The sequence below is a fragment of the Paraburkholderia sp. J8-2 genome (assembly GCF_905220195.1).
Taxonomy (GTDB): domain Bacteria; phylum Pseudomonadota; class Gammaproteobacteria; order Burkholderiales; family Burkholderiaceae; genus Paraburkholderia.
Map to the genome: position 1 here is coordinate 18,065 of NZ_CAJMZA010000048.1, position 25,811 is coordinate 43,875.

Genomic DNA, 25,811 nt, shown 5'->3' on the forward strand with positions numbered 1-25,811 from the left:
ATGGCCGACGTCATACTCGTTCTCAACGCCGGTTCTTCGAGCATCAAGTTCAGCGCATTCGATGCCCAGTCGGAGGACTTGGCGCTCATCATGCGCGGCCAGATGGAAGGCCTGCTTTCGGCGCCGCATTTCGCCGCATTCGACGGGAAGGGCAATCAAACCGGAGAGGAGGATTGGGGCGCGAGCCTCGAGCATGAAGAGGCGGTCGTCTACATCGCCCAGTTTCTGCGCAGCCATCGTGACGGCAACCAGGTCGTTGCAGTCGGGCATCGTGTGGTTCATGGGGGGCAGGCGTACTCGAAACCCGTGGCCGTCACGCCAGGTGTGCTGGATGAACTCGACAAGCTCACGCCGCTCGCTCCGCTGCATCAGCCGCACAACCTGAAACCGATTCGTGTCATCGCCGAGCGCAACCCGGACTTGCCACAGGTCGCGTGTTTCGACACGGCATTTCACGCTACACAGCCTGCACTCGCTTCGACGTTTGCGCTGCCGGCCGCGTTGACGCAGAAAGGTGTGCGGCGATATGGCTTCCACGGCCTTTCCTATGAGTACATCGCACGAACGCTGCCCGACGTTGCTCCCGATGCAGCGAAGGGTCGCACCGTCGTGGCGCACCTCGGCAATGGCGCCAGCATGTGTGCGATGGACGCAGGCCGGAGTGTCGCGAGCACGATGGGCTTCACCGCGGTCGATGGATTGCCCATGGGCACGCGTAGCGGCAATCTCGATCCCGGCGTGATCCTCTATCTGCTCGATGAGCTAAAAATGGATACGCGGGGCGTCGAGGACTTGCTCTACCGCCGCTCGGGGCTGCTGGGCGTATCGGGCATATCGGGCGACATGCGCGCGCTGCTTGCAAGTGACGACGCGCGTGCGGCCTTCGCCATCGAGCTGTACGCGTACCGAATCGCACGCGAGCTCGGGTCGCTCGCCGCCGCGCTGCAGGGGCTCGACGCACTGGTTTTTACAGCGGGCATCGGCGAGCACTCGCCTGAGATCCGGCACCGGGCTTGCGAACAGGCGCGCTGGTGCGGAGTGGAAATCGACAGCGGCGCGAACGCGTCCGGCGGCCCCTGCATCAGCACCGCATCGAGCAAGGTCGCCGTATGGGTTGTCCCGACCAATGAAGAACTGATGATCGCCCGCCACACGCGGGAGGTGGCGGGCATTGCGTGAATCTGCCCGATTGCGAAGGGAGGAGACAGATGAGCCTGAGCACTGAACATCCGGTCCTGAAGGGAAAAAAGGCGCTGGTCACGGGTATCGCCAACGAGCATTCGATCGCTTACGGCTGCGCCCAGGCGTTCCATGAACTGGGCGCGGATCTCGCGATCACTTATGCCGACGAGAAGGCGAGGTCTTACGTCGAGCCACTGGCAAAACATCTCGAGGCGCCCGTTTTCATGCCGCTGAACGTTTCACAACAAAATGAGCTGGAGGCGGTATTCGCGCGCATCGCGAATGAATGGGGCCAACTCGACATACTCGTGCATTCCGTTGCATGGGCGCCGAAGAGCGATTTGCAGGGCGGGCTGCTCAACTGCTCCGCTGATGGATTTGCAGCAGCCATGGACGTTTCATGCCATTCATTCGTGCGGATGGCCCGGCTCGCCGCGCCACTCATGAAGAACGGCGGCTCCATGTTTGCGATGAGCTACTACGGTGCGAACAAGGTGGTGCCCAACTACAACGTAATGGGGCCGGTCAAGGCGGCACTGGAGGCATGCGCGCGTTATCTTGCGTTTGAGCTGGGTCCGCAGCAGATTCGTGTGCACGCCATCTCACCGGGACCGCTGAAAACCCGAGCCGCATCCGGTTTGAAGGACTTCGATCTGCTGCTGACGCAAGCGGCGGAACGTGCACCGCTTGGCGAACTGGTGGATATCATGGACGTCGGCTATACCTGTGCGTTTCTCGCGACGCCCTATGCACGACGACTGTCCGGTGAGACGCTATACGTAGACGGCGGCGTTCACATCATGGCGTAGCCGAACGACGGGCCCGCTACTTTGCCGGTGCGGCGATAGCGCAGCCGCCGCCATGAGCGCCGACCGGTGTTCTTCAGGCTGACCCGTGCCTGTCGTGGCCGGTTCCGATCGACTCGAAAATATCCGCGCGCGACCGCTGAAGGCGGCCTGAACATAGGTGCGAAAGACATGGTGTCCTCCTATGCCCCGCGGCGACTCTCGACCGTCCAGATGTCTGCGCGCGGCCACGTACATTGCTCATGATGCGCGCGTTTCCGGAAAAGAGCAGACGTACGCCTGATGGCGGCAAACCTCCGTGCGGCGAGCATGGCAGTCACTGCAACGCGCGAAGTTTCCCTGTTCGGCGGTATATCAATGGCGTTTTTGTGCGACGCATCGCGTGCGTGCCGTACGCAGTATCGTCAAGCCCGATGGAGGCGATCCGGCGGCGGGACCCTTCACGCGTATTGCCGCGTCGAGCCATCCGGTGATACATACAGTCGACTTGGGAATGGCGGCTTCCTTGGCGTGCAACCAATGCTGTGCGGAATCTAGCTCCCAGTACGGTAGCTGCACTCCTGGGCGCTAGATTGGCGGCTCTTTTCCTGCATGGCCGTTCACTCCATACATCGTGCTTGAGCAACGGATCGTCACCCAAAGCGTCGGGGCTCAGAGTCAGTTTCCTGGCGCCTGGCTATCGGACGAAGGTCCGATATCACCGTCGATCGAGTGGCCCTAATCTGGATGTCCGCTACTTCGATCGAGGTTGCGATGCGTCCACGGTCCAACGGCCTCACGAGTCCGGTTGCGGCCTTTTCCGGACGTGTCGCGTTACTCGCGTTCCGGGTCCCGACGGCCGGGGTAGAGCCGCAGCCCCCAACTTCGCATCACACAGCCCCGATGACCAGCCTGGCTCGCGGGGCACGCCCCTCGGGGAGAGCGCCGATGAGACGTACAAGCGACGCGGCGATGGCGAACCGCAGCATTGACGTAGATCCACTCGATGCATTCTTCGTCGAGGGGAGAATGCAATGAGTCTCACATGTGGCAAGCGGCAATCTCGCACCGTCGGCGAGGGCATCATGCGAAAAGGTCCAGCGATAGGCGGCCAGACGGCTCTTAAGCGCCTTCTGAATGTCAGCCTCCTTGGTTCTTTCGTGCTTCTCACGGGATGCCCTTACTACGTGGCGCCAGCCGGAACCGTCGTCATGATCCCGGCCAGTTTCGACCGGTCCTTTGCCGCCGCGTCCGGCGCAATGCGCGACGAAGGACTAACCATCACGACCCAGGATTCAGCCAGCGGAATCATCGTCGGTGGACGTGATGGCACCACCGTGACTGCGAGCGTGCGCCAGCAAGCAGACGGTAGCGTAGTCGTGCAGTTCCACTCGGGCGACGAGGGAGACCCCACATTGCTCCAGCGTGTTTCGCAAAGCTACGACCGGCGTATGGGCCGCTGACGGTGCGCTGTTGTATTGCGCGAGAGACGTGCTTTCAGATGCAATTCAGAACCTTGTGACGGCAGTCACGTCACGGTTACTCATTGCACGGCGAGACGCAATCACCATAAGCGGTAATATTTCATGCTTTTCGCTACATGAAGTCTAATTACCGCTGCCGGCTGACTGTGCTCGCGATCGGCTACTTCGTACGTGCACTGGTGGCGACGGTTTCGTTGCCTGTCGCGTACACACTCGCAGCGGTTTGATCTCGACCATGAACGTCGTTCGCCCACTTAAACGTGATTTTGGCAGACCCGATCATGGTTGGCGGCGGCGCATGTATGCCATCCTGGTTGATGCCGAGACGGATGCCGCACGCCGCTTCAATGCCGCGATGCTGTCGGCAATCATATTCAGCGTCGCAGTCGTTATGTTGGACAGTGTTGAGGCTGTTCGCGCCCGTGAGCTCGTGGTCCTCGATTTTCTGGAGTGGTTCTTTACACTCCTGTTCACCGCCGAATACATTGTCCGGCTCCTCTGCGTGGAGCGTCCGTTGCGTTACGCGCTGAGCTTCTTCGGCATCATTGACCTCGTGTCGATCCTGCCAACCTATCTTGGCTTACTCTTGCCAGGCTTCCATGTCCTTGTCGACGTCAGGTTGTTGCGCATGCTGCGCATTTTCCGGATCGTGAAGCTGCCTCTCTACTTCAACGAGTCCCAGGTTCTCTGGCGCGGACTCGTCAGGAGCCGGCACAGGATCATGGTATTCCTTGGCGTCGTGCTGATTCTGATCGTGGTTCTTGGCACTGTCATGTATCTTGTCGAGGGACCATCGAACGGATTCACCAGCATCCCGGTCAGCATGTACTGGGCGGTGGTTACGATGACCACCACAGGCTACGGTGACATTCATCCGAAGACGCCGCTCGGGCAATTCATCACTTCGCTGGCCATACTGCTGGGGTATGGCGTAATAGCCTTCCCGGCGGCCATGGTTGGCGCCGAAGTGGCGACGGCGACGCGCCAACCACGGCGGCATCCCCGCGTCTGCCTGCGATGCCATAGTGAAGGGCATGAAGTGGATGCAGCGTATTGCAGGCGCTGTGGCGAACCGCTTCCCCCAATTGATGCTCAATAGTCGGCTCCCGAGTGCAAGGAGCCTTGCAATCAACAGACGGCCCAACAAGACGTGATACTCGTTCTTCGGAGAATCTCGTAGCCATGGACTCCCTCGTCACCCTCGTTTCCGACCCCGCTGCCTGGATTGCACTTGTGACGCTCGTGGTCATGGAAGTCGTGCTCGGCATCGACAACCTCGTATTCATCTCGATTCTCACCAACAAGTTGCCGGTGACGCAGCGCCCGAGGGCCCAGCGGATTGGCATCGGCCTTGCCCTCGTGATGCGCCTGGCGCTGCTTGGCACGGTGGCATGGATTACGCGTTTGACGCAGCCTGCACTCTCGCTGTTTGGCCATGCTTTTTCCTGGCGCGATCTCGTCCTGCTGAGCGGGGGCCTCTTTCTTGTCTGGAAGGCGACGAGCGAGATCCACCATAACGTCTCTGGAGATGAGGATGATCAGTCGAGTGGCGCCGCGCTTTCCGCGCTCACCGAGCGAGCAGCCATTGCGCAGATCCTGATGCTGGATCTGGTGTTTTCCATCGATAGCATCGTGACAGCAGTCGGGATGACCGAGCACGTGGCAATCATGTATGTTGCTGTGATCGTGGCTGTTGCCGCGATGCTGTTTTCAGCCGGTCCGTTGTCGCGTTTCATCGACCGCAATCCAACTATTGTGATGCTCGCACTGAGTTTTCTTCTGGTGATCGGTATGACGTTAATTGCCGAAGGATTCGGCTCGCACGTCCCGAAGGGCTATATCTACGCGGCAATGGCATTCTCCGCATTCGTCGAAAGCATGAACATGCTTGTGCGCCGTGCAAAGCGGCACCGTCGTGAGGGTGGTCCACTGCGCGACTGACGGCTCTGGTCAACAGCTTGACCAACGCATTCACGCATGAAGGCCCGCTCAGGCGAGCGGACCTCACGCGCATGACTGCGCGACTGCACAGGTGAGCGGTGCCATTTGGCCGCCTGCTGCCCTATGCGGTCGGACGGGATCGCCCCAGCTATTGCACTGGGGCAGGGAATTTTCATACGCTCAACGTGACGAGTCAGCACGAAAGGGACGTGCAGGCTGACATCCGCGAGCGAATCGCCTGCTCATGGTGGTTGAGTCCGATGTGCCAGCAGCGTGCATTGCGCGTGGCGCACTTGCACCGCAAACTCGAAAAATCGGCGCAAGCATAGCCGTGCTGCACACACAGTTGAATAGGACCATGGTCGGATTGCCCTGTTGACGACTGGTGCTCGGGGCGCGGCGACACGACAAATCGCCACGTTGATGTCATCGGTTGCCTTGAGGCTTGCTTTCGTGGCTACTCCTGTTGCAGCCGGGCATGATGGTACTTAATCACATCCATGACCGCAGCCGTCATCACCGAGGTCGAGACTCCGAACATAAGGATGCCGTTGGCAGCTTCGATTGGGCCCAGCATGCGCCATTGCTTGGACATGACGATGTCGCCGTAGCCCAGCGTGATGAAATTGACCGCGGAGTGATACAGAGCAGTGGCGAAATCGGAAAACTCACCCAGGAACATGAACAGCGCAGCCCAGATTGCCATTTGGGCGAAATTGCAGAGCAAGGTCAGCAGCATCACGCTTATCAATAGCAGAACGTCCACCCATAGCAGGTCTTGATTTTTGACGTTGCGCCGGAAGCGCGCGTACCGGCGCAGGCAGATGGCTACCACCACGCCTTGCAACAGCAGGCACAGGATCATGGCCGGAGCGGCGGCCAGTATATTGTGGAGCATGGTTGACTCCGTTTTCAGGGGAAGCGTGCAGGAAAAAGCGCCCCGTTCGGGACGCGGAGATCGCAAGTTTGAAACGCGCAAACGCGTCCAATCATAGGAAAGCTCGCATATCGATGTCGAATGGCCGGCTGCCGGGGATTCTCCCTACTGGCTAAATTCAGGATCGGAGAAAGCACACTGTGCGACTCGCAGGACGCACAACGGTCATATGGCGACGCGTGAAGTGCTTGCGAACATCCACTCCCGTATGCGGCCGACGTGCGGCAGTATCCAGCCGGCATTGGGGCCCTTGCGCTGCCCCCCGGCGCTGCCAGTCCATCAAAACTTGGGTACCGAACTATCGACTCTTTCATATACAGCTCGCACCAACATCCCTCGTTGGCAGCTAGCGCGACGTCTCGTTGTCTACATCGAGTCGAGGCCATATGAGCACTATCATGCCGGCGGGTCGTGTCGAACCCGAACGGCGCGAACCGATTCTCAATACGGTCGACCGTGTCTGCGAAATATGTTTTGGTCTGTTCATGGCGCTGACGTTCGTCGACGCCGTCAAGGCGGTCACCGCAGGCGAAGACGAGGGGGACAAGATGTTCTTCGCCGCACTCGGATGCAATCTTGCGTGGGGCCTCGCTGGCGCCGTGATGTATCTCGTCCGTACGCTTGCTGATCGGGGGCAGCGTCTGCAACTCGCGCAGACCGTCAAGCGCGAGCAGGACCAGGCGGTCGCCGTACGGGCGTTGCGCGATGCATTGACCGAGAAACTGGCATCGCTCGTCGAAGATGCCGACCTTGAGCGGATCCGCGTGCGCCTCGCGGCCGCCTCGACGCTGTCACCTCGGGCGAATTTCGTCAGGGGGATTTTGTCGGCCTGCTGGGCATCTTTCTGCTTGTCGTTCTGGGAACGTTTCCGGTCGCGTTGCCGTTTCTCGTCGTCAAGGCCCCGACCACACTGCTGCTGGATACTCACGCAACCAGCGCTAATACTTGATGTCCCGTTTCTGCTGGCGACCTTCCTGCTTCGCGTTGCGTTTGTCCTGCCGGCATTGGGAGTTACTCTTCTGGTTTGCAGCCCGGCAGTCGACCTTGCCCGCTCGCGCTTGCTGTTTGGCAGCCTGGTTGACGTTCCTGCCTTGTTGGCGCTGCTGCGACTGGGTGGTGGCCAAAGCAGCGCTCGATAGCGCCATGAGTCCGGCGGTAGCCAGCATTGCGCCCGCCCGCTTCCAAAGTCCGTTTCTTGATTCGACCATTGTCACTCTCCTTCGCGCCTGGTTGAAACCACGATCAGCTGTCGCTGCGCGGCGCCCTGTAAAGCGTCAAGTCCCGGACCGAAGAGGGTGCAGAGACAAGACCAATCAATGCGGCAACAATGGTGCAATCCATGTCGACGCATTCAGCCTCGTTCTGCGATTGGAACGCATTGGCTGAGAGTGTTAGTTCGCGGTCAATCACAATGCCGAAATGGCGCCCGCTCGACACAATGCCCGCTAGCAGGCCGAAAAGACGATGAATGGATGATGTCATGCGCGGATTCGGTGTCAATTGGACCTTGGTCCTACAGCATGCAGGGAGGTAGCGGCCTGCCTTGCAAACTTCGGTCCTTCACGGATTTTTTTCGAACGACGTTGGCCAACATTTAGGCCACTGGTCCACCTGAGGCGCGAAGTATCGGGTACGGCCCAGCTTGGCGTCCCGGCGCCCGCCGTGTACTTGCTTTCGCAGCTACTCCTCCTGCTGCCGGGCATGATGGTACTTGATCACATCCATGACCGCAGCCGTCATCAACGAGGTCCGCACACGCCGTTGGCAGCTTCGATTGGGCCAAGCATGAGTCATTGCATTGACACGACAATGTCGCCGTAGCCCAGCGTGATGAAGTTGACCGCGGAATGGTACAGAGCAGTGGCGAAATCGGAAAACTCTCTCAGGAACATGAACCTCGCAGCCCAGATCGCCATTTAGGCGAAAATGCACAGCAAGGTCGGCAGCATCACAGTTAGCAATAGCAGGACGTCCACCCATAGCAAGTCCTGACTCTTAACGTTACCTCGGAAGGCGTGACGAGCGGCGAGGGCCGACCCAGAGCAGCTTCTTAGACTGGTACTACGTCAATGCATGCTTCCGAGGGCACAACTGCCCGCGATGACGATCGAGCAACAATTTGTCGGGACGCTTGCCTCGGGTGTAGCTGGTCGGCGACTAACAAACGCGCTTAGGTCAACCACCCTGAGCAATACTGATCGTGAACTGTAAACCTCAAATTCTTCATTGGGGGGGACGTTGAACCTACACGTTCCTTCCTGAAGTATTCGATTCCGGCCAGCGATCTTGGTCTGGGCGTGGACGAATGGTCCCTGTTCCTCGAAACGAGCATGGGTAGCGGCAAGCCATTCGAGCGCGTGCAGCGGCTGGAAGAGGGTACCTTGTACCGGCAGGGCAGAGATCATCTCGTCCTGCTTGTACTTGACCGCAAGGTCTGGTCGGGTCTCTTTCGGGAGAAAATCTTCTCGATGGTTGTTTCTTAACGAAACAGGATAAGCAGTCTTTATTTCACACTCCTCAGAGCAATCCGCCGTCCTGGAAAAGCCGTTTTGCTAAGAGTCGTTTGACATAGCTGCACCGCACTTTGCAGTGTGGCCGGTACAACAGCGAATACTCGCGGAATTCATCGGCACCCCAAAACCGGTGCCACCGCGCCGATTGGTTGAAGCCACAACGAGCATGCTCAACGCGCGGCCGCTGGTCAGCCCGTTTCCATCGACTCCGCTGCAGGGTCGCCGCGCATATTGAGGCGCTCGTATTCGGCGATCAGTTGCGCGCCAAACAACATCAGCGTCGCGAGCGCTTCGAGGCCGAATAGCACAACGATCGCTGTCGTCAGCGACCCATAGACGACGTTCACCTGCGAAAGCTTCGCGAAGTACCAAACCAGCACGCGTCTTGTGATTTCCCACAGAACGGTGGCCGCGACCGCGCCGACGACCGCATGCCGTAGTGTCGTGCGTCCCGCCGGGATCACAAAATAGATTGCCGTTAGCACGAATATCTCGCCCGCAAGGCCGCACAGATATAGCACGACGCGGGTCACGCCAGTCAGTAACACCCCATGGCCGAACAGATCGATGCTACCGGTCGCAACAGCCCGCAGGCCGCTGGAGACGAGCGTCACGAGCAGCACACCGATACCTAGTGACAGACTGAAGAGATAGGGCAGGATTGCCGACAGCAGGAAGTGCCTTCGCCGGACCTCAACGCGATGCACGAAGATGATTGACAGGGCATTCTCCAGAACCGTGAACGCAAGCGAACTGAAAAAGATCATCGTGATGACGAGGTACCAGCCGACCACGGAGCGATGCTCGAAAAAGGTCGCGAGCTCGCGCACGAGCGTTTTTGACTGCCCCGGTATCAGCCATTCGAGCAGACGTCCGAGCGTGTCGAACAGCAACTGCTCGCCGATGAAGTGACCGAACGCGATTACAACGAGAATGAGCAGCGGCACGATTGACAACAAAGCGTAATAGGCGATCGCGCCCGCGAGCAGCAGCCCCTGGTTTTTACGGAATGCGGTGCAGACCTGGAATATGAATCGCGCTGGATGCGCCGCAACAAAGCGCAACGCGCGCTTGCCTGTCTCATCGGTTGTGTTCACATCAGGCTCCGCTCGTTCATTGCACTCGCGCCGCCCTCATCGTACGCGTTCAACGCGGCGCACGCAGTTCACTCCGAGCAAGCCGCCGCACCGTCACGCCAGGCACCAAGCCATTGCAGTTGCGCGCGGCAGCACTGCAAGCCCGTGCGCCGACAGCCCATCGCGCGCGAGATCCGTTGCATCCGCGCATCACTACCGCGCCTTGCCGCGCAACTCGCCTGTCTTGGCCTCCAACCGCGCGCTACTGGTAGGCGAGCCGATCGTTTCCTTCACGTTTCCAGCAGCTTCGCGGATTGCAAGATCGAACTTGCCACCCCGACCAATCACCGGACACGTTGCGGCAGCCGCACCCAGCCTTGTCCCGAACTAACTATTGCGCCCGCCGGACGGTTGCTTACTGAGCGAAGCAGCCGCCCGAATGTCTGAGTGCGGATGCAGACGAACGACGGCTCATAGCCGAAGCCCGCCGGTCGTCCCGTCGCGCGTGAGCTACCCGGCCGTGCGTCCGCCGTCGGACTGTGAACGACCCCAAGCGGCCATTACGACTACAGCCCACGAGTGGCCGCTCATCGAACTACTCCCGTCGTCGAGAGGCGCAGCCGAGCTACACTGATACTGAGTCTGGCTTCGGTTAAACAGATGCCTGGTGTGCCGGGCCACATGAACAGAATCGCTTACTATCCTGTCGACAAAACTCATCAAAAGACTACTTGGGCGCATCTTGAGACCTCTTGACGACGAAGCACGGACAGAATTGCTCTGCTTCCTTGTGGTCGGCCAGCTCTTCGCATTCTCACGTGAAGGCGTGTGGATGCGCGCGGATCACCTGATCGAATCGGCGCAGATCTGGTCGAGTTCGAACAGCGCTGAATGCGACTGGCTGGAGCGCGCCAAGCTTGTAGATGCTTCACGCGTGATCGCCAAGCAAGAGAGTGCGCGCCCCTTTCCGACGGACGACGCGGATCTTCATCGATTGTTCGATCTCCAAACTGACTGGTTCCTCGATTACTGTTCGCCCGTCGTCCAGCGGACTCACGCACTCTGCACCGCTTACCTGAAGGCATCCACTAATGTTCGTTTTGGTCACTTAGACTGGGAGTGCGCGCAACTGCGCGAGAAGCTCATCCGGAACTGAGGTCCGAAGACCGGCACACAGCAGGCAGAATGTTTTCATCGATGTCATCTCGTCGTGGGCACCATACCCACAGATAGCAGCGACATCTAAAAACCGGCAATACGATTACAAACGAGCCGGATGCCAGCGGCTACTTCGCCTGGAATCCCCGGAAGAGCTGTTCTGTAGCTACGTCGCATACAGAACTAAGGCGGCGGAGTACATGTTTTCTATATCGTCGCCATAGGTTGCCTCTTGCAAAGGCTCCCATTTGACCCATCTCTGATTCAGATGCCCATCACCGACGATAACAATAAACTTTTCAATGTTAGTGTAAGTTTTGAAATGATTCACATAATCAGTGATGTTCTTCTTTTGTGCAGCATGCCTTTGGAGACTGAGCGCCGGTCCTTTTCCGTCAAAGCCATAAACCGCATATGCGTTGGCCATAAGATTCTCTAACGCAAGCGCATCCGCGCTATTTATTTTATCTTTAAGAATAATAGCGCGAGTATCCTCGAATTCGTCCTTCCTGATTGGCTCATTGGACACCTCTTCTTCCAGCAAGAGGATGTAGCTGTTGGGCTTGAGTTGCCCCAGTGTTTGCACGCCAAATAAAATGCATCCGTCTTTAGTGTGGTCATCACCAATAAATATCAATTTTTTAGCCATTGCCATTCCTTGTAAAGAACACACCGACCTCTTACGAGTTACCGAACGTTGTCTCAAATCGAGCAGATCGTTTCTGAGCCATTCAATGCTAGTGCAAAGTTCAGGGGATTGTCGGCATTCTGCCTTGCGCGGTGCGCGACGCGCCGAACAGCCTGCGCGCGGTCATAGATGTGGGGGGCAGCGGCCGGATCGCCGCCACCCATCCGCAGGTAGGCTCGCGTCGTGTTCGTTCTGGCAGCCCTCTGGTTACGCGGCACTACGCGCGTTGGCAGGGCTTCGCAACTGTGATTGTTGGATCTTCGAATGCCTGGATAACTCGTGAGAGTTGATGGACGGTTTCCTGGGTTCGGTAAAGAAGCTTGTCGCTGTCCTTGCAGGCAGTAGACGGCAAACAGCTGTTCCGCCCACAAGAGCTGATTGACATTGTCCTGTGTTGGATTGGCCATCACTTTGCGGGACGCGTCCAGCATGTCCTCGGCGTATTCCGAGGGATGGCGTTCTAGGGAAGACTTGTCTCAGCCCCGACGGATCGGCGGCGCGGGGAGGAGGGCGCAGTTCGTTGTGGCGCTGGCAGAAGGGGAAGGTGAAGTGAGCCCATCGTCGTTTGGCTCGGTGACTTCGAACGGCACAAGCATTGCGTGCCAGATGCGGGATGTAAACCAGTAGACGACACGAACTAAACGATGCTGTCAACGAGCGCCTGGCACCTGAAAATCGGTGGCAGGCGCGGGTGAGATCGAGGCTGATAGGTTACGCGCCAGGCCACACCTCCTAAAAGCGTTTCGGTCTTCTGCGAGAAGGGTTGGCGGGGAGGCCAACCTCCTCCATGAAACGCTTCTAAGCCCCGGGGGAGAAACGCTTCTGTTTCTCAAGGACACGTGGTCTACTAGTCTTCCGCCCCGGTGCCAGCGCGAACGTCTGTTGATTGATACGGAGCTGCCGTTTGAATGGCCATCTGAGCGTGCGGGCGAACGGCCGCATCTGGCCGCACTGCGTCCTACGGTCGGATGCGACGATCGTCTGCAGCGCGCATTTCACGCAAAAGGCATAACCCAACGTATTGCGGCCCTTAAGCCAACTGACGGTGCTACCGCAGAGCGGACGGCCGCCAAGATAGCCTTGCCATGCAATGACCGCAGAACATGTTCGCGCTTGCTATATCGTCCGTCATGTTTGCGGGGTAACAAAATTAGGCCAGGTGAACTACTTTCCCGACACTCTCGCTACGGCCCCTCCGAAGAAAGGTGTCGAGATGGCGCTGTGACGAACTGACACAGCATCCCCAGTATCAGCAGGGCAATCGGATAAAGAATCGTATAGCTGAAGCCGGCAAGGAGGAAACCGCTGGACAGCAGTGCGAGCGGAGCTAAAAGCCATCGCTGTGCTCTGCGTCCAGTCTTCCAGAAAGCAAAGATACACACCAGATAGAGCACCAGGAAGTTCTGGTTGGCGACGATCAGCAGATCCGGTACATCTAACTGAAAAACGGTCGACGCTGCCAGGACAATCAAAAAGCAAGCGGCCAGTAACAGAATCGCGTTGCGCGGAGTGCCTTGACGGTCTACGCGCGCGAAGACTTCAGGCAGAAGACCGCTCCTTCCGGCAGCGTAGAAAAGACGACTGGCAGCGAAAACCCATGCGTTGGCTGTCGCCTGAATGATCGCAAGCGTCATGAGTGCGAAAGCCGGTTGCCAGCGTGACGGAATGAGTATGGCGATGCCGTCCGTCGTGTTCACGGACGCACCTTCAACCGATGCGCCGTTTATGGTCCCTGCCAGCAGGAAATACAGCACCACCACCACGAGATAGCTGAGCAGATAAACGCGCTTGATCGTTCGCTGCGGTTCGCGGAACTCTTCGAGACCGAACGAGACGTTCTCCCAGCCAATGAATGCCCAGAAAAGCAAAGCGCTTGCTTTCCATACCTGTGACAGCGTCATGCCCGCCCAGTCCGGACGCGTCCACAACGCTATGCCGGCGTCGAGATCGGCGCGCCTCAACACGCTCAGCACGAGTACGGCAGCGACGATGAATATCAACGAAAGTGAATTGACGAATGCAGTCGTGCGAATCCCGGACAGATTGAATGCCAACGCAATGAACAGAATCGATGCCGACACGGGAACGAGCGCGCCCGGACGAAGCCCGAAGGCCACAAGCGCATAACTTGCGCCGATAATCGACTGGGCGGGAACGGTAAGCGGAAAGGTGCCGCACATGAGGGCCGCGACGGCGAACTCTGCACGTTTTCCGAGTGCTGCCTCCGCGTAACGCGAAACGCCGGCAGCAGAGGCGTCACGCGTGCCGAGGATAGCGAATATCCACACCAGCGGAAGGCAGGCGATCGCGCACGCCAGCCATCCAAACGCTGCGGCTTGCGGCGAAACAAGCCGAAGCGCAAGGCCCGGTAGACCGAAGATGCCAGACCCGACGACCATTCCGACAGCCAAAGCCGTGCCCCCGAACAGCGATAATTGCCGACGTAGTCCAGCGGCCATATCTTCTCCTTAGCCGGCGGTCTGATGCACGGCCCCAACGCAGTCATCGATGCCCGCAAGCGGGCGCCTGTTCGATTGGCCTTGCGGTGCAGTAAAGAGGTCCAAAGCCCACCGGCGATGAAGCGTTCGATACAACGTTCTCAGCGCAATCGCTCTGCATGGGGCCGCCAGCGTATCCGGGCAAGCTGGAACGCAGCATCGTCGCGGGATGCGGGGTCTGGCGCGAGGGAGCAATACAGATCGGGCATGCACAACGCGAGCGCGCTATCTACGATGCCGGGCGATGCCTCTCGGTCGGCAGGCCCGGATGGATGAAAACTGACTGAGGGAAACGGCAGCGGCCGCAATACGTATGGCCCGTACGAACCGCTCAGCATGTCGTCATCCTCTGCCGCATGCATGGCACATACCGTCAGCGAAGCGCACGTCAGACAGGCGCACGCGACGGCCTGCATCGTTTTGCTTGCGTTCACGATGTCCGCCTCATTCATTTCTCGCCTTGCCAGTCCTCTTCACTGGCTTCGACTTGTGCGAGTCGTGAGCCAAGCTTATCTGCGTGCGCGATAGCTCGGCCCCCCTGCGCAGGGGATATCCATGCGAACGGCCATGCGGAAACGAAAAGATGACGCTACGAGAGTTTTCTTCTGAGCGCGTTACGCGAATGGATGCCGAGTTTCTCGTAGATCCGGCGCGCGTGATCGATCACGGTGCTTTCCTTGATACCCAGCACGCGACCGATTTCCGCATACGATGCGCCGTTCAGAATTTCGATACACACGCGCCGCTGGCGTGCGCTCAGCCCGTACTGTGATGCGATCGCATCGATCGCATCGGCACCGTTCTCATAGTGATCGATGCAGACGGAGATAAGGGCGGTTTCGCGGGTCGGGCGCAGGCCTTTCAGCGGATAGGCGCGCACCACGAAGCGTCCGGCGGGCGTGATGCGCTCGACCGGTTGGGGGGGAATGGGGCGTCTCGCAGAAGTGCCATCGAGCTCGTGCAGAATCGGTGCGAGCCAATCAGGCAACGAGGTCGCCGTCGCGCCATCCTCGGTTCCGCGGTCGGCGAGGGCGAGCAGACGCGCGCTGCCGGCATCCAGCCTCACGATTCTGCCGGTCCAGTCGACGAAAAATATCCCCGAGCGGATTGTCACAAGCTATTCGGCCAACACTGAATCCCCAAGCGACGGGAAGCGCGTGTGGAGTGCCGCGCGGTCGTGGATCTCGAGTTTGCGGAACATCTCGCGAGCATGGGTGACAACCGTGCTTTCGCGGATCGCCCTGCGTCGCGAGACCTCCGCGTAAGTCAGGCCCTCGAGAAGGTCGCCGCAAAGATCTCTCTGACGTTCGCTTAGCCCGAACCGGAAACCAAGCGTTTCGACCTGCAACGCAAGCGGCGGATGATGCTCGACATGAACCGCGATCGTAGGGAGATCGCCATTCGATGCATGCTCATCGAAGCAATACGCGCGGATGCGGAACAGGCCCGTCGAATTGCGCCGTACCATCAGGCAAGGTGGCCTGTCCTGCCCATTCCAAAGTGCGACGAAGTTGGCGATCAGTGCCCGCAGCCAGAGCGGTACTTGTTCTCGTCCACAAAAGCCAGGTGGTCCGCCGTTCGCGAGGGCGACGCACTGAAGCGCCTCGGGGCTCGCAAGCAGCAGCTTGCCTGTCGCGTCGGTAACAAGGACACCCGATGATCCGCTCGCAGCGTAGTCCGTCACTGGCATGTCTGGCGCAGTCAGTGCGTGCGCGAGATGGGTGCGGAAGATCGCGAGCGTTGCTTCGTCATGCTCGGAGAACGGACGGCTTCCGGGCGGGCGCTGTAACTGAATGGCGCCCCAACCCCTGCCGTTATACGACGCGGTTTGCTCCAACGCGTGGCGAATGCCGAGCGGGCGCATGATGTACTCGTAGCCCGCGCCTTCGAAGACAGCATGGCCATACCAATCCGTATTGCCGTATCCACGGCCTCGGCGCATTGCGTCGCTGAAGCGCACGCCGAGGACGTCCTGCGCCGGCGAATTATGGATCTCCGCTAAATATTGCGGCAGGACGTCGAAGAACGCCGGATTCTCGCTGTAGACGTCACTGAGTTCGAATTGAGCGTCGGCGAAATAAAAGAAGCCCCATTCGGCGCGCACAAGTTCGCGCAGCGCGGCTACGACCGGCGGAATCACAACTTTGGGGTTCAGGCCACTTGAACAAAGACGGCGCACATGCGCACCGAGCGCCGCGTTCTTGCGGTTGCTATTCATCATGTCCTGCCTGCCCTTCGGAAAGGTCTCCGCATACTTTCAATCACGTTAGTACATCAAACCGGGAACTGATAGGAAAAATCATATGCTTTCGAATTGCCTCGGATGTAGTCGCGTGAAATTGCGCAAACGCTGTCAATACGACCTACCGTGGTGCACGGTTGAAATGCGTAACTAACGTCTTGCTTGCATTTTTCTAAACTGGTTTGAATACTGAATGCTCAACGCGACGCTTCGCGACGAGGAGCACACCTTTGTCAATGCGATTTTTATGCGCCGTGCCGACCTTTGTTTTCGTTGCATGGATCTCGACCTACGGCGTGACCTGTCCGGCTGCAGAGGCGATTCGCCCGGCCGGGCCAATTGGTGGAACGGACATACAACAGGCGCTGCTGCCTCCACCAGGTGTTTATGCTGCCGCGGTCGTCGTTCCCATCAATTTCTTCTCGTTCTCCACGAGCCGGGGTGCGACCCCTGCGTCCGGACATAGCCTCGATGCCGGTGTCGCAGTGTTGTGGGTGTATGACCTGCATCTATTCGGCGGAAGCATCGCGTCCTCCGTCTCACTTGCCTATGGGCATAGCTGCTTCCAGCTAGAACAGCAGCCGCGCTTTTGCTCGAAAGCGGGTCTCGACGACAGTTATGCCGACGTGTTCGTCTGGAGTCGCTTTTTCCCTTCAAAAGAATTTGACTCCGCGCGTAACCAGGTGAGTCGCATTCCGTTTGGTCTCGCAGTTCAGGCTGGACTGGGGATCATGTTTCCGACGGGCACGTATGATCCGAACCGCGTCGTCAACAATAGCGCGAACTTCTATGATTTCGCGCCGAACATTGCCTTAACCTATAACGTGCGTAGCCTGCTCGGGGAGCGCCTGGGAGACGCGACTGAGTTCAGCATGCGCATCTGGTTCAACAACTACACGCAAAATCATTCGACGCATTACCAGACCGGCCGCCTCCTCAACGTGGATTTCGCCATCACCCAGCGCATGGGCCATTGGCAATTCGGATTCACCGGCACAGCATTCAAGCAGATTGAGGACGACAAGATAGCCGGCATCAACGTGCCTGATGGCGGTGCGCGTTCGGACGGCGTTGCGATCGGACCGCTGATCTCGTATAGCTTCGTCGCTCACGCGCGTCCGTGGATCATCACGCTAAAAGGTCTGTACGCCGTTTCCGCGACAAATACCGCATGGCCGCGCGGCGTCGTCCTGCGTGTGGCTACGCGATTTTAGTGTCGGCACTCGACTAAGAACGGTGGTTCCGTTCCGGCCACCTGTTCACCCGCCAAAACCGTCCAGCGTCATCCCATGAGGTAGATCGCGACCACAACGAAGCGCGAGGTAATAATGTTATTGAACGATCGACTGAGCCAAGTATGCCTTCACACCAGCGAAGCTGGTGCGGGGCGCGCGAAACCATGCTACATCGAGATTCGTGCCGCCGCTCTTCGGCGCGCTTCTCTTGGGACAAAACCGGCGGACTTGTGCCGGCGTTGCTGTCGCAGGACAACCATCTTCGGGGCCGCTTAGGTTCAGAATGCTGCCGGACCCGCAGTTCCGGTGGTGACATTCGCAAACCGGCGTCGACGAACGTCAGCTCTCGCCGCCATCGAGTTGGTCTTCGCGCTGAGAGCGGCCCTCCGGCCAGGCCGCCACGACCGACCGAGATTTAGCCTATATGGGAAGCTTAGATTTTCTCTTTTAATGACCGTTCATGGCCGAAAGTCAGAGGTCGACAAACCGCGTTGGTAAGGCGCCGGGATCCCGAACTTCCGTAGTCGACCCGATGCGGTCCTTGGATGGCGCGCATACGAACGACGCTTTTCAAGGTTAGAACCGCCGCCCGCTCAACTGGCGGCGGCGACGACGTTGCGGCTGTTGCTACTCCGCAATTAATTGTGGCCTCGTAATCGGTTGCGTCCAACAATCTCGTTCGCCGTACTCCAGTGATACAAGCGACTGACATGCGCAGAACGTCGGTCGCTGCGCCGTGGGACCTGCCGTTGACGCATCGTCGGCCCGAACGCCAACTGTGGGTCGCGGGTACGGCGTCTGTGCAAGCAACTGCGTTGAATTCAGGGGTTCAGTCCACTCAGACTAACCAATAGAGTCAGTTCGTTACCCCACACTGGCTAAGCACGAGATTGTTAAATTGTCGCTCGACCTCCTAGTCTTTGCTGCATGGAGCGAGCGCCGACAACGAGCACCTTTCAGACTATGGAAGAGATGCAGACGGACTTGGAGAGCACACCGACAGTATCGGACGGAGGAAGCGATGTCGAAGACGATTGTCTTTTGTGCCGATGGAACTTGGAACGGGCCGGACGAGCTAACTTCAAATAGCGACGGCAACACCCCGGAAGGTACGAAAGTCTGTGAACCTCAGTTGACCAATGTCTGTAAACTTTTCGCGTGGCTTGACGGCGACCTACAGCCAACCGGAAGCGGCTGGGGCGGGACGGAGATGGAGAAGTTCCTTCAGGACGCGGGCGGCACAGCGACCCAGGTCGCAAAGTACATCCACGGGGTGGGTGATTCACAGAAGTTGCTCGACAAAGCGGCCGGCGGCGCATTTGGTGTGGGCGTCGTAGCCCGCATTGCTCGCGGCTATACCTACATATCGCGTAACTTCGTGCCAGGCGACAGCATCGTGATCGTGGGTTTTAGCCGGGGCGCGTATACCGCACGCGCGCTTGCGGACCTCATTGCCGGCGAAGGTCTGTTACGGCCAGATTTCGTGGCCATAGATGACGACACGCGCTACGACACCGCTGTGGCGGTATGGTACCGGTGGCGACATGGCCATGACACTACGCTTCAGAAGATAGTGGACGGCCTAGCCGAGTTCCTGGAGATCTACAGCGCCTTTCCCCATCCGAGAAGTCTGGATGCCAGTTGCTTTGTGCCTGCGAAAATTACCGCAGTTGCGGTCTGGGATACGGTTGGCACGCTGGGCATCCCGGATTACTTCATGGGCGCAGCGGTCGATCTGTTTCGTTTCAACGATTCGGTACTGAACCCCAACGTCAGCTTGGGTTTGCACGCGGTATCGCTACATGAGCAACGCAAACCCTTTGCGCCTACGCTATGGGAACCCAACCCAAACGTGACACAGGCCGTTTTCCCTGGTGGGCACTGCGACATCGGCGGCGGCTATGCTGAACACGGGCTCTCAGATGGTCCCTTGCTGTGGGTCGTGGACCGGCTCCAACACTCAGATGTTGGATTGAAGTTTAAGCTCTATCCTCCCGTTGAAGTCAAATCAGACCCCTTAGCCGCACAACATCGAGAGTGGAAGGATAATCCTGCGTGGTTGGCTGCCGGGGTGGCCCCGCGAACCTTCCCTGTTGGAGTGGTCGTCAATGACTCGATTCGCCAGCATATGAACGCCGCCCCCGAAAATGTGGTTGTCGCGGCGGGATTACGAGGTAGTACCGTCAAGTGGTTCAATGACGCGAAGGGCTTTGGATTTATCACGCCGGACGGCGGCGCCGAAGACTTGTTTGCGCACTTCTCGGAAATCAAAGTTGACGGCTTTAAGACCCTTCAGGGAAAGCAAAGGGCTACCTACGAAGTGAAGATTGGCGGCAACACGGTTACCTCGGGCAAGGACGTATCGCCCTTCGCCGTGCCGCTCGACGCGGAAGAGCCGCCGCGGTCCCGCCAGATCAGGGTAACCGGACACTCCCTGTCTGGCGAACTTATCACCGTCTTCGCACCGGAAACGAAGTACGTGCTGAACTTCTGCGTCGCGGCGCCATCTGAAGGAAACCTCGCGCGCGGTCACGTGGATGTAACCAGCGTTCCGAGCACGGGACTCACTGCTCGATGGATCGTTACCTCTGAGAACGTCGCAATTCTCGCCGTTTCCCCGGTCGGCACCGTAATGAAGCGCGGCGACACGTGGCTCGCCGAATTCGATCTGACGATTCCCGCTCACGGTGACAGCGCAATCGTGACGCTGGATGTATGCACGACGGAGCAGAGTGGGCAGCTCATGGCGACGCTTCTTGTTGCCGGCGAGGAATATCGGAAGCTGACGGTGACACTCGGCTTCGGCGCTTGCGTGACGGAAGACGTCGTCTGCACCGCTCCCGACCATCTGAATCTCGGGACATTCCACGAATGGACCACCCCGCCAGAGCATCTTGCACTCAACGTTCTCGGTCCGCTAGTGTGCGTTAGCACGATTCGGGGTACAAAGGATTACGGCACGATGGAGTGGATAGGTAACAGCACTCTCCTTAAGAACCCGATCGATCGGGTTCGTCGCGCGCTCGAAAAATTCCGAGTTGCAGCTGAGGCCCAACTTAATGACCTGGACGTGGCGGACATGGACCGCCGCCTGCATACCAATCAATGGAAGCCTTATGATTGGAGCCATCTTCCAGGCGATGGCGCTCACGAGGACGTGTGCGATTCCTCCGCTTCCGGCACTGATGAACTGCGCGCCTTGGCCAACGAGGGCTATCGGCTTTTCGACACCTGCTTTCCACGCAACTCCGAACTACGCGCAATCATTGCAGGCCTCGAACCAGGCAGCCGCCTGGATTTTGTCTGGACGAGCCGCGGCGCCGTCGATTGGGTTTCTCACGTTCCATGGGCGTTAATGTACCTAGAACCGGTCAAAGCATCCGAACCCGTCAACTGCGAGCGCTTCCTCGGTCTTCGCTACCGGATTGGCAGCAAGTCTTGGGAGCCAAACGCGCCGAGTGCGGCGCTAGGGGACCCCGCGCTGGTGCATGCGCTCCATTTCCTGTACTGGGGGACGGACCCGACGGATGAAGTTGCAGCGCAATCACTCTGGCAACGGAGCGAGTTCGGCAAACGGACACAGCAGTGCTTCCTCCCAGACGGGAGCATCAGAGACTTCAAAGGGCAACTGGTCGCGGCGCTTGAGACACCCGAGCCGCATCCCGCCGGTATCCTCTATTTTTACTGCCACTGTAGTGTTAAGGACGGCAGCGACCCCGTTCTGCAGTTCGGCGAAACGGCCAAGTCATCGGACACCGTCAATGCGAGCGAGATCTATTCCGGTCCGCTCGAGGCCGGCCCCCTTGTATTTGCGAACGCCTGCACGACTGTCGCTGCAGATCCGCTTGGCACCAGCGAGTTGGAGTCGCGCTTCTTTGCCCGAAACATTCGTGCATTCCTTGGCACCGAGACTAAGGTGCCTGTGGCGCTGGCAAGCCGATTCGCGTGGTTGTTCTTCCAATTTTTCTTTCGTACGGTCGACCCTGCTCCAATGGCTGCCGGAGAAGCGCTCGCTCAGGCCCGCCATTTCCTTTGGACCCAATACCATAACCCGGGCGGCCTGTTCTACTGCCTGGTGAATCGGTATGACCTGTATTTGGCGTCAGACGAAGAGGTGGCTCAACTGCAGAGGAAGTGAAGAAATGGACAAGCTCAAAGCGTTTCGCACCGCCGACTGGGAAGTGCAGGCTCGGATGCTCACAGATCAGGAGACCGTGCGAGCGGTGGAAGCATGGCTGGGCTCCGCCGCCCTCGCGGATCTCCGCGAACTGGGCGACGGCAGTCACTTGGCAGGTGGCAAGAAGAACCTCATTGTGGTTCCTGGGGTTATGGGTAGTGTGCTGCAAAGCACCGGCGAGGGTGGAATCTGGTGGATGGACATGCTCCGCGCGAGGCACAAGCTGAATGCGCTTGCGCTCGCACCCAATGGGCTCGATGACCTGCACGCCGACGCCTGCATCGAGCCTTGCGCCATCGACATCAGCTACGCCCCTATGCGTGTGGCGATCGCGCAATCCGGTCAATTTGGCGGAAGCGTCCAGTTTCCATATGACTGGCGGAAGCCGCTTCGTGCGTCCGCGGAGCGCCTTCGCGACCTGATCCACCAAGTCCATTCTGACTACGGCGAGAGCGTGCACCTGGTTGGTCATAGCATGGGGGGGCTGATGATTCGCACCACGCTCATGCTGTACGGCAATGAACTGTGGTCCAAGCTCGGCAAGATTGTCTTCATCGCCACGCCCCATTACGGATCCACGTCAATTGCCGGCTACCTGAAAAACCATCTTTGGGGATGGGAGCAGCTCGCCGTTGTGGGCGTGTTCCTATCACGCGAGACTTTTCGTTCGCTCTGGGGCGTAGTGAGTCTACTGCCCGCGCCAGAGCAGATCTATCCGGGTACGCGCAATAACGAAACGCATCCGTGCGCAAACTTCGACCTGTACGACGCTGGCGCCTACCAACTGGATCTAGATGCCGTCGCGACCCATAACCTGCAAGGTGCGCTCGATGCAGCCCGCCGTTTTCATACCGATCTGTTCGACTGGCACAACGGTCTTTCGCCGTCGCAGTACGGACGGATGCTGCAGATATGCGGTGTAGGACGAAAAACGCTTTTCCGCCTAGATGTAAAATCTGGGTGGTCTGGATCGTGGAAAGATACCGACAAGGTTACGCACCGGATGCCGGGCGATCCGCATCGAGAAGGCGACGGCCGTGTGCCGTTGGCCTCTGCCGAACTTGAAAAGATCGAACTTCGCTATATTAAGGGTGAGCATGGCTCATTGCAGAACCTTCCCGTGGTTGTCGACGATGTGCTGGCTTGGATCACGGAAAGGCCGTTATCGCTTCCCGATTCGCCACAAGGAGCGTTGAGCACTTATCTATCGAGCGGGACGCGCAGCAGCGCGCCTAATTTGGACGGATCGGCGGCCTTTAACCTTCACGATGACGAGTACGACCGATACCGCGATCTCCCCGAGAGTAGGATTGGAGAGCTCGTTGCCAGACTTGAGGCCGGCGAGCTCCCAGGGATTGATTTGGTCCGCATTCTCTAGTCCAATGGCTCACTACTCCTGCGAGACTCGACTTGAGGGGGGCTACAGCGTTAAACGCTGAAGAAGCGCTGTAAAATCGGCCGCGCCTTCGATAACAGCCTACATGGGGAGGTGCAATAATCACGCACTCTCCACTTTCAAAAGCCGGCTTCCGTGGAGCGCCTGTCTTCGAGAATCGGATGGCCGGTTCTGGAGCGGAACCGACGCTGGAATGTCCAACTGCCGGCGCGTGTAAACGGCACTTTGTGGCCGCTTGTCGCCCTGTGGGGGCTGAAAACCACAGGCTTCAGCTCCAGACACCAGATCCTTGATTTAACGCCAATATTTATTGGGGACAACCCGCAAAGCCACATGCGGCCGGGAGCATTCTAACCGGAAATTTGCGCCGAAATCAGGATCACCACAGTATTCCGCGCTCGACGAGCTGCTGGACAACGTTGTGGCGAGCAGCCTCCCTGAAGGGTTGGCTGAGAAGGAGCGAAACATCCAGCACGTTTCCAATCACGCGCGTGATCGCGTTCAGAAGGTGTGGCAAGACACGGCTTACGAATAGCCAGGTCGCGCGAAGCGCTGGTGATAGGGCGCTGCGGCAAAGCCGCTCGAACGTTGCAAGTGAGCGGCACGCCGATACCCCGCACTGTAACCAGCCATTCATACCTCGCTGTTGTATGCCCTGGAGGTAAGGGCAGCGGCGATATTCACAAGTTGGGTTCTTAATTCACCGCCTTGAATGTATGTGTTGGCCAGGATTGTGACCATCGCAGCGAGTTCCAAAGCGTGCGGCGACGGCCCAGGCCACGGACCATGATGCTGGCCGGTGGTGCCGCAATACTCGTCAAAGACGCGGGAGATCGATTGGTCCGCCTGCTTTGTCGTCTCTGCCTTTAGTGGGTCTGAGAGTTTCTGTGCGATTTCTTTTACGGTGGCGGCCCTCACCAACTTAACCATTGCGCGAGACATGTTTGCCTTCGCGACGTTAATTCTGATCCGCCCTGATACCTGCGCCAATTTCGGATTCGCATACATTCGCTTCTCCAATAATCTGCCTGTTCGATGAATTACTCCTCGCCTTCATCTTGGAGGCCGCCTTCTTGGGCTCCTCCTTCCACTTGCGCTCCACCTTCGTCGGCGCCGCCTTCTTGCCCTCCAGAGGGGGAGTCGTCGTTAAAGCCGATCGACACAACAGAGCCTACTGCATCGCCAACCTCTCCAAACACGTCGATCACAGTATTGGCTGCGTCGTCCAGTGCGGAGCCGATCCCTTCGACGGCAGAAGCTGCGTCACTGAAGAGTTCATTTCCTAATTGAGAGGGTTCGTCAAAGAACTGTTGAAGAATCTCACCCATACGTTGTCCTCCTGCTGGTATGCCAAGGATTGATTTCGAACGGTGATGCAAATTGGTGCAACTGGATATGCCGAGCGTTAACGTGCTTTTTCTTCTGTGAAGTGGCTGGCACGCGTAAGTATAGGAAGATTACGCAATATTACTAGGATTACTTATCGCTTTAAGCCGTTACGGGGAAAGTGTTCACAAACTATCCAGATCGCAGAGTTCACGTGCCTGAAACGGGTTTTGCCATTTCAATTACCGCAATAAACACGGGACACACCTTGAAGAAACTGGCACTTATCGCGTTGCTCGCGTGCTCGATGTCCGCGCATGTCCGAGATGGCCGTCAAGATCAATCCCGGACAGCCTCCCGTCGTGAGTAGTTGAGCGTTGCATTAACAGGGTGGATGGGTTGTGGTTGCAAGATCGAGCCCTGCCACTGTGAATTGCCCCATGTAAAGGTCCACGTCTGCGTGTCTCCAGGCTCAATGGAAATGTTGGAGCCTCCGGGAAAGACAACGGACATTGCAAAGTCCTCCTTTTCAAGTCATGGCATGCAACGAAGTAGCACATAAAGCGAGCTGATTCGCGCGCCAAATGCAACGTCTTTTGCGTTTCGTTCGGATATAGTCGCTGAAGAAAACAGTTGCCTAGCTTCGACCGAGAGTCGATGCACCGGAACTGTGCTTCTTGCGGATTGGCAACGCCTGATTTGGTGTGCGCGAAACTGGCCCTGCCGTAGACCGTAATAAAAGTGACATCGTTGCGACGATAATTGTGTCACCACGCACGGGGCAATCGACACGGTGCCAACCGGATGGCGCTGAGGAGCGGCCGCGGCAAACACCGCCGCCGGCTACGAACTACCGGTGTCGACCCTTCTCGGACATAGAGGGGGCGTGCAACCGAGCGGCAGTAATTCAATGTCTAGTCGACCTATGATCAGCTCGATCAGCAATTGACTTACTCTCTCACTTTACGAATCTCGAGGAAATGCGCGACTCCGCACATCCATCGTTAGTCAGTCTCGACATCATGTGATCGCCCCATGACAACTTTTCGCTCCTATCGAGATACTCCTTGAAATTGATTTACGAGTCGTGTTCATTCCGAAATCGGAGACCGCATGATCGGACGATCAATTCTGATCTTCGTTGCCAGCTTGTCGCTGGCCCAGCTAGCCGAG

General features: G+C 58.3%; 22 protein-coding genes and 3 pseudogenes. 13 read left to right on the forward strand and 12 right to left on the reverse strand.

Annotated elements, in window-relative coordinates; all coding sequences use genetic code 11:
- Both U5A52_RS40840 and fabI read left to right on the forward strand, forming a co-directional pair.
- A complete protein-coding gene (locus U5A52_RS40840) occupies positions 1-1,179 on the forward strand; it encodes an acetate/propionate family kinase (RefSeq protein ID WP_321939934.1) in 1,179 nt (392 codons plus the stop codon).
- A gap of 29 nt (positions 1,180-1,208) precedes the next feature.
- Complete coding sequence (gene fabI / locus U5A52_RS40845) at positions 1,209-1,991, forward strand: enoyl-ACP reductase FabI (RefSeq protein ID WP_321913434.1); 783 nt, start codon at positions 1,209-1,211, stop codon at positions 1,989-1,991.
- Positions 1,992-2,304: 313 nt separating this feature from the next.
- On the opposite strand, the pseudogene U5A52_RS40850 reads toward fabI, so the two are convergent.
- Positions 2,305-2,482, reverse strand: a pseudogene (locus tag U5A52_RS40850) (integrase); the annotation flags it as partial.
- 519 nt (positions 2,483-3,001) lie between these two features.
- Between U5A52_RS40850 and U5A52_RS40855 the strand changes: the two are divergent.
- The 3 genes from U5A52_RS40855 to U5A52_RS40865 all read left to right on the forward strand — a co-directional run bounded on the left by U5A52_RS40855 (position 3,002) and on the right by U5A52_RS40865 (position 5,392).
- Positions 3,002-3,430, forward strand: a complete 429-nt coding sequence (locus tag U5A52_RS40855) for a hypothetical protein (RefSeq protein ID WP_321939936.1) — start codon at positions 3,002-3,004, stop codon at positions 3,428-3,430.
- 256 nt (positions 3,431-3,686) lie between these two features.
- A complete protein-coding gene (locus U5A52_RS40860) occupies positions 3,687-4,550 on the forward strand; it encodes an ion transporter (RefSeq protein ID WP_321939939.1) in 864 nt (287 codons plus the stop codon).
- A gap of 83 nt (positions 4,551-4,633) precedes the next feature.
- Positions 4,634-5,392, forward strand: coding sequence for a TerC family protein (locus tag U5A52_RS40865; RefSeq protein WP_321913431.1), 759 nt, complete (start codon positions 4,634-4,636; stop codon positions 5,390-5,392).
- Between the two features lie 457 nt (positions 5,393-5,849).
- Here U5A52_RS40865 and U5A52_RS40870 read toward each other — a convergent pair whose 3' ends face one another.
- Positions 5,850-6,290, reverse strand: coding sequence for a potassium channel family protein (locus U5A52_RS40870; RefSeq protein WP_321913430.1), 441 nt, complete (start codon positions 6,288-6,290; stop codon positions 5,850-5,852).
- Between the two features lie 425 nt (positions 6,291-6,715).
- Here U5A52_RS40870 and U5A52_RS43420 point away from each other — a divergent pair, with 425 nt between their 5' ends.
- A complete protein-coding gene (locus U5A52_RS43420) occupies positions 6,716-7,468 on the forward strand; it encodes a hypothetical protein (RefSeq protein ID WP_415774133.1) in 753 nt (250 codons plus the stop codon).
- Between the two features lie 103 nt (positions 7,469-7,571).
- On the opposite strand, the gene U5A52_RS40880 is transcribed toward U5A52_RS43420, so the two are convergent.
- Positions 7,572-7,811 carry a hypothetical protein gene (locus tag U5A52_RS40880; RefSeq protein WP_321913428.1) on the reverse strand — a complete coding sequence of 80 codons (240 nt, stop codon included), beginning with the start codon at positions 7,809-7,811 and terminating at the stop codon, positions 7,572-7,574.
- A 308-nt stretch (positions 7,812-8,119) separates the two neighbouring features.
- A complete protein-coding gene (locus U5A52_RS40885) occupies positions 8,120-8,245 on the reverse strand; it encodes an ion channel (protein ID WP_321939941.1) in 126 nt (41 codons plus the stop codon).
- A gap of 414 nt (positions 8,246-8,659) precedes the next feature.
- Here U5A52_RS40885 and U5A52_RS40890 point away from each other — a divergent pair, with 414 nt between their 5' ends.
- Complete coding sequence (locus U5A52_RS40890; protein WP_321939943.1) at positions 8,660-8,812, forward strand: hypothetical protein; 153 nt, start codon at positions 8,660-8,662, stop codon at positions 8,810-8,812.
- Positions 8,813-9,030: 218 nt separating this feature from the next.
- Here U5A52_RS40890 and U5A52_RS40895 read toward each other — a convergent pair whose 3' ends face one another.
- Positions 9,031-9,939 carry a YihY/virulence factor BrkB family protein gene (locus U5A52_RS40895; protein ID WP_321913427.1) on the reverse strand — a complete coding sequence of 303 codons (909 nt, stop codon included), beginning with the start codon at positions 9,937-9,939 and terminating at the stop codon, positions 9,031-9,033.
- Between the two features lie 721 nt (positions 9,940-10,660).
- Here U5A52_RS40895 and U5A52_RS40900 point away from each other — a divergent pair.
- Complete coding sequence (locus tag U5A52_RS40900; RefSeq protein ID WP_321913426.1) at positions 10,661-11,074, forward strand: hypothetical protein; 414 nt, start codon at positions 10,661-10,663, stop codon at positions 11,072-11,074.
- Between the two features lie 168 nt (positions 11,075-11,242).
- On the opposite strand, the gene U5A52_RS40905 is transcribed toward U5A52_RS40900, so the two are convergent.
- From U5A52_RS40905 to U5A52_RS40925, 5 genes are all read right to left on the reverse strand, one after another.
- Positions 11,243-11,725 carry a hypothetical protein gene (locus U5A52_RS40905; RefSeq protein WP_321939944.1) on the reverse strand — a complete coding sequence of 161 codons (483 nt, stop codon included), beginning with the start codon at positions 11,723-11,725 and terminating at the stop codon, positions 11,243-11,245.
- 53 nt (positions 11,726-11,778) lie between these two features.
- Positions 11,779-12,195 (reverse strand): hypothetical protein, encoded by a 417-nt coding sequence (locus U5A52_RS40910; RefSeq protein ID WP_321939945.1) that lies wholly within the window; start codon positions 12,193-12,195, stop codon positions 11,779-11,781.
- A gap of 753 nt (positions 12,196-12,948) precedes the next feature.
- Complete coding sequence (locus tag U5A52_RS40915) at positions 12,949-14,223, reverse strand: APC family permease (protein ID WP_321913424.1); 1,275 nt, start codon at positions 14,221-14,223, stop codon at positions 12,949-12,951.
- A 628-nt stretch (positions 14,224-14,851) separates the two neighbouring features.
- The gene (locus U5A52_RS40920; RefSeq protein ID WP_321939946.1) at positions 14,852-15,376 is read right to left on the reverse strand and encodes a helix-turn-helix transcriptional regulator; all 525 of its coding nucleotides are present in this window, start codon (positions 15,374-15,376) and stop codon (positions 14,852-14,854) included.
- 3 nt (positions 15,377-15,379) lie between these two features.
- The gene (locus U5A52_RS40925) at positions 15,380-16,483 is read right to left on the reverse strand and encodes a helix-turn-helix transcriptional regulator (protein ID WP_321939948.1); all 1,104 of its coding nucleotides are present in this window, start codon (positions 16,481-16,483) and stop codon (positions 15,380-15,382) included.
- Between the two features lie 257 nt (positions 16,484-16,740).
- Here U5A52_RS40925 and U5A52_RS40930 point away from each other — a divergent pair, with 257 nt between their 5' ends.
- From U5A52_RS40930 to U5A52_RS40950, 5 genes and pseudogenes are all read left to right on the forward strand, one after another.
- Positions 16,741-17,718 (forward strand): transporter, encoded by a 978-nt coding sequence (locus tag U5A52_RS40930; RefSeq protein ID WP_321939956.1) that lies wholly within the window; start codon positions 16,741-16,743, stop codon positions 17,716-17,718.
- A 1,042-nt stretch (positions 17,719-18,760) separates the two neighbouring features.
- Positions 18,761-19,675, forward strand: a pseudogene (locus tag U5A52_RS40935) (DUF2235 domain-containing protein); the annotation flags it as partial.
- Positions 19,676-19,888: 213 nt separating this feature from the next.
- Positions 19,889-20,071: pseudogene (locus U5A52_RS40940) on the forward strand (cold shock domain-containing protein); the annotation flags it as partial.
- A 411-nt stretch (positions 20,072-20,482) separates the two neighbouring features.
- The gene (locus tag U5A52_RS43425; RefSeq protein WP_415774134.1) at positions 20,483-21,877 is read left to right on the forward strand and encodes a CHAT domain-containing protein; all 1,395 of its coding nucleotides are present in this window, start codon (positions 20,483-20,485) and stop codon (positions 21,875-21,877) included.
- Positions 21,878-21,881: 4 nt separating this feature from the next.
- Positions 21,882-23,294, forward strand: a complete 1,413-nt coding sequence (locus U5A52_RS40950; protein WP_321939950.1) for a lipase/acyltransferase domain-containing protein — start codon at positions 21,882-21,884, stop codon at positions 23,292-23,294.
- 651 nt (positions 23,295-23,945) lie between these two features.
- On the opposite strand, the gene U5A52_RS40955 is transcribed toward U5A52_RS40950, so the two are convergent.
- The gene (locus U5A52_RS40955; protein WP_321939952.1) at positions 23,946-24,320 is read right to left on the reverse strand and encodes a hypothetical protein; all 375 of its coding nucleotides are present in this window, start codon (positions 24,318-24,320) and stop codon (positions 23,946-23,948) included.
- A 32-nt stretch (positions 24,321-24,352) separates the two neighbouring features.
- Complete coding sequence (locus U5A52_RS40960) at positions 24,353-24,640, reverse strand: hypothetical protein (protein ID WP_321939953.1); 288 nt, start codon at positions 24,638-24,640, stop codon at positions 24,353-24,355.
- Positions 24,641-25,811 lie beyond the last annotated feature (1,171 nt).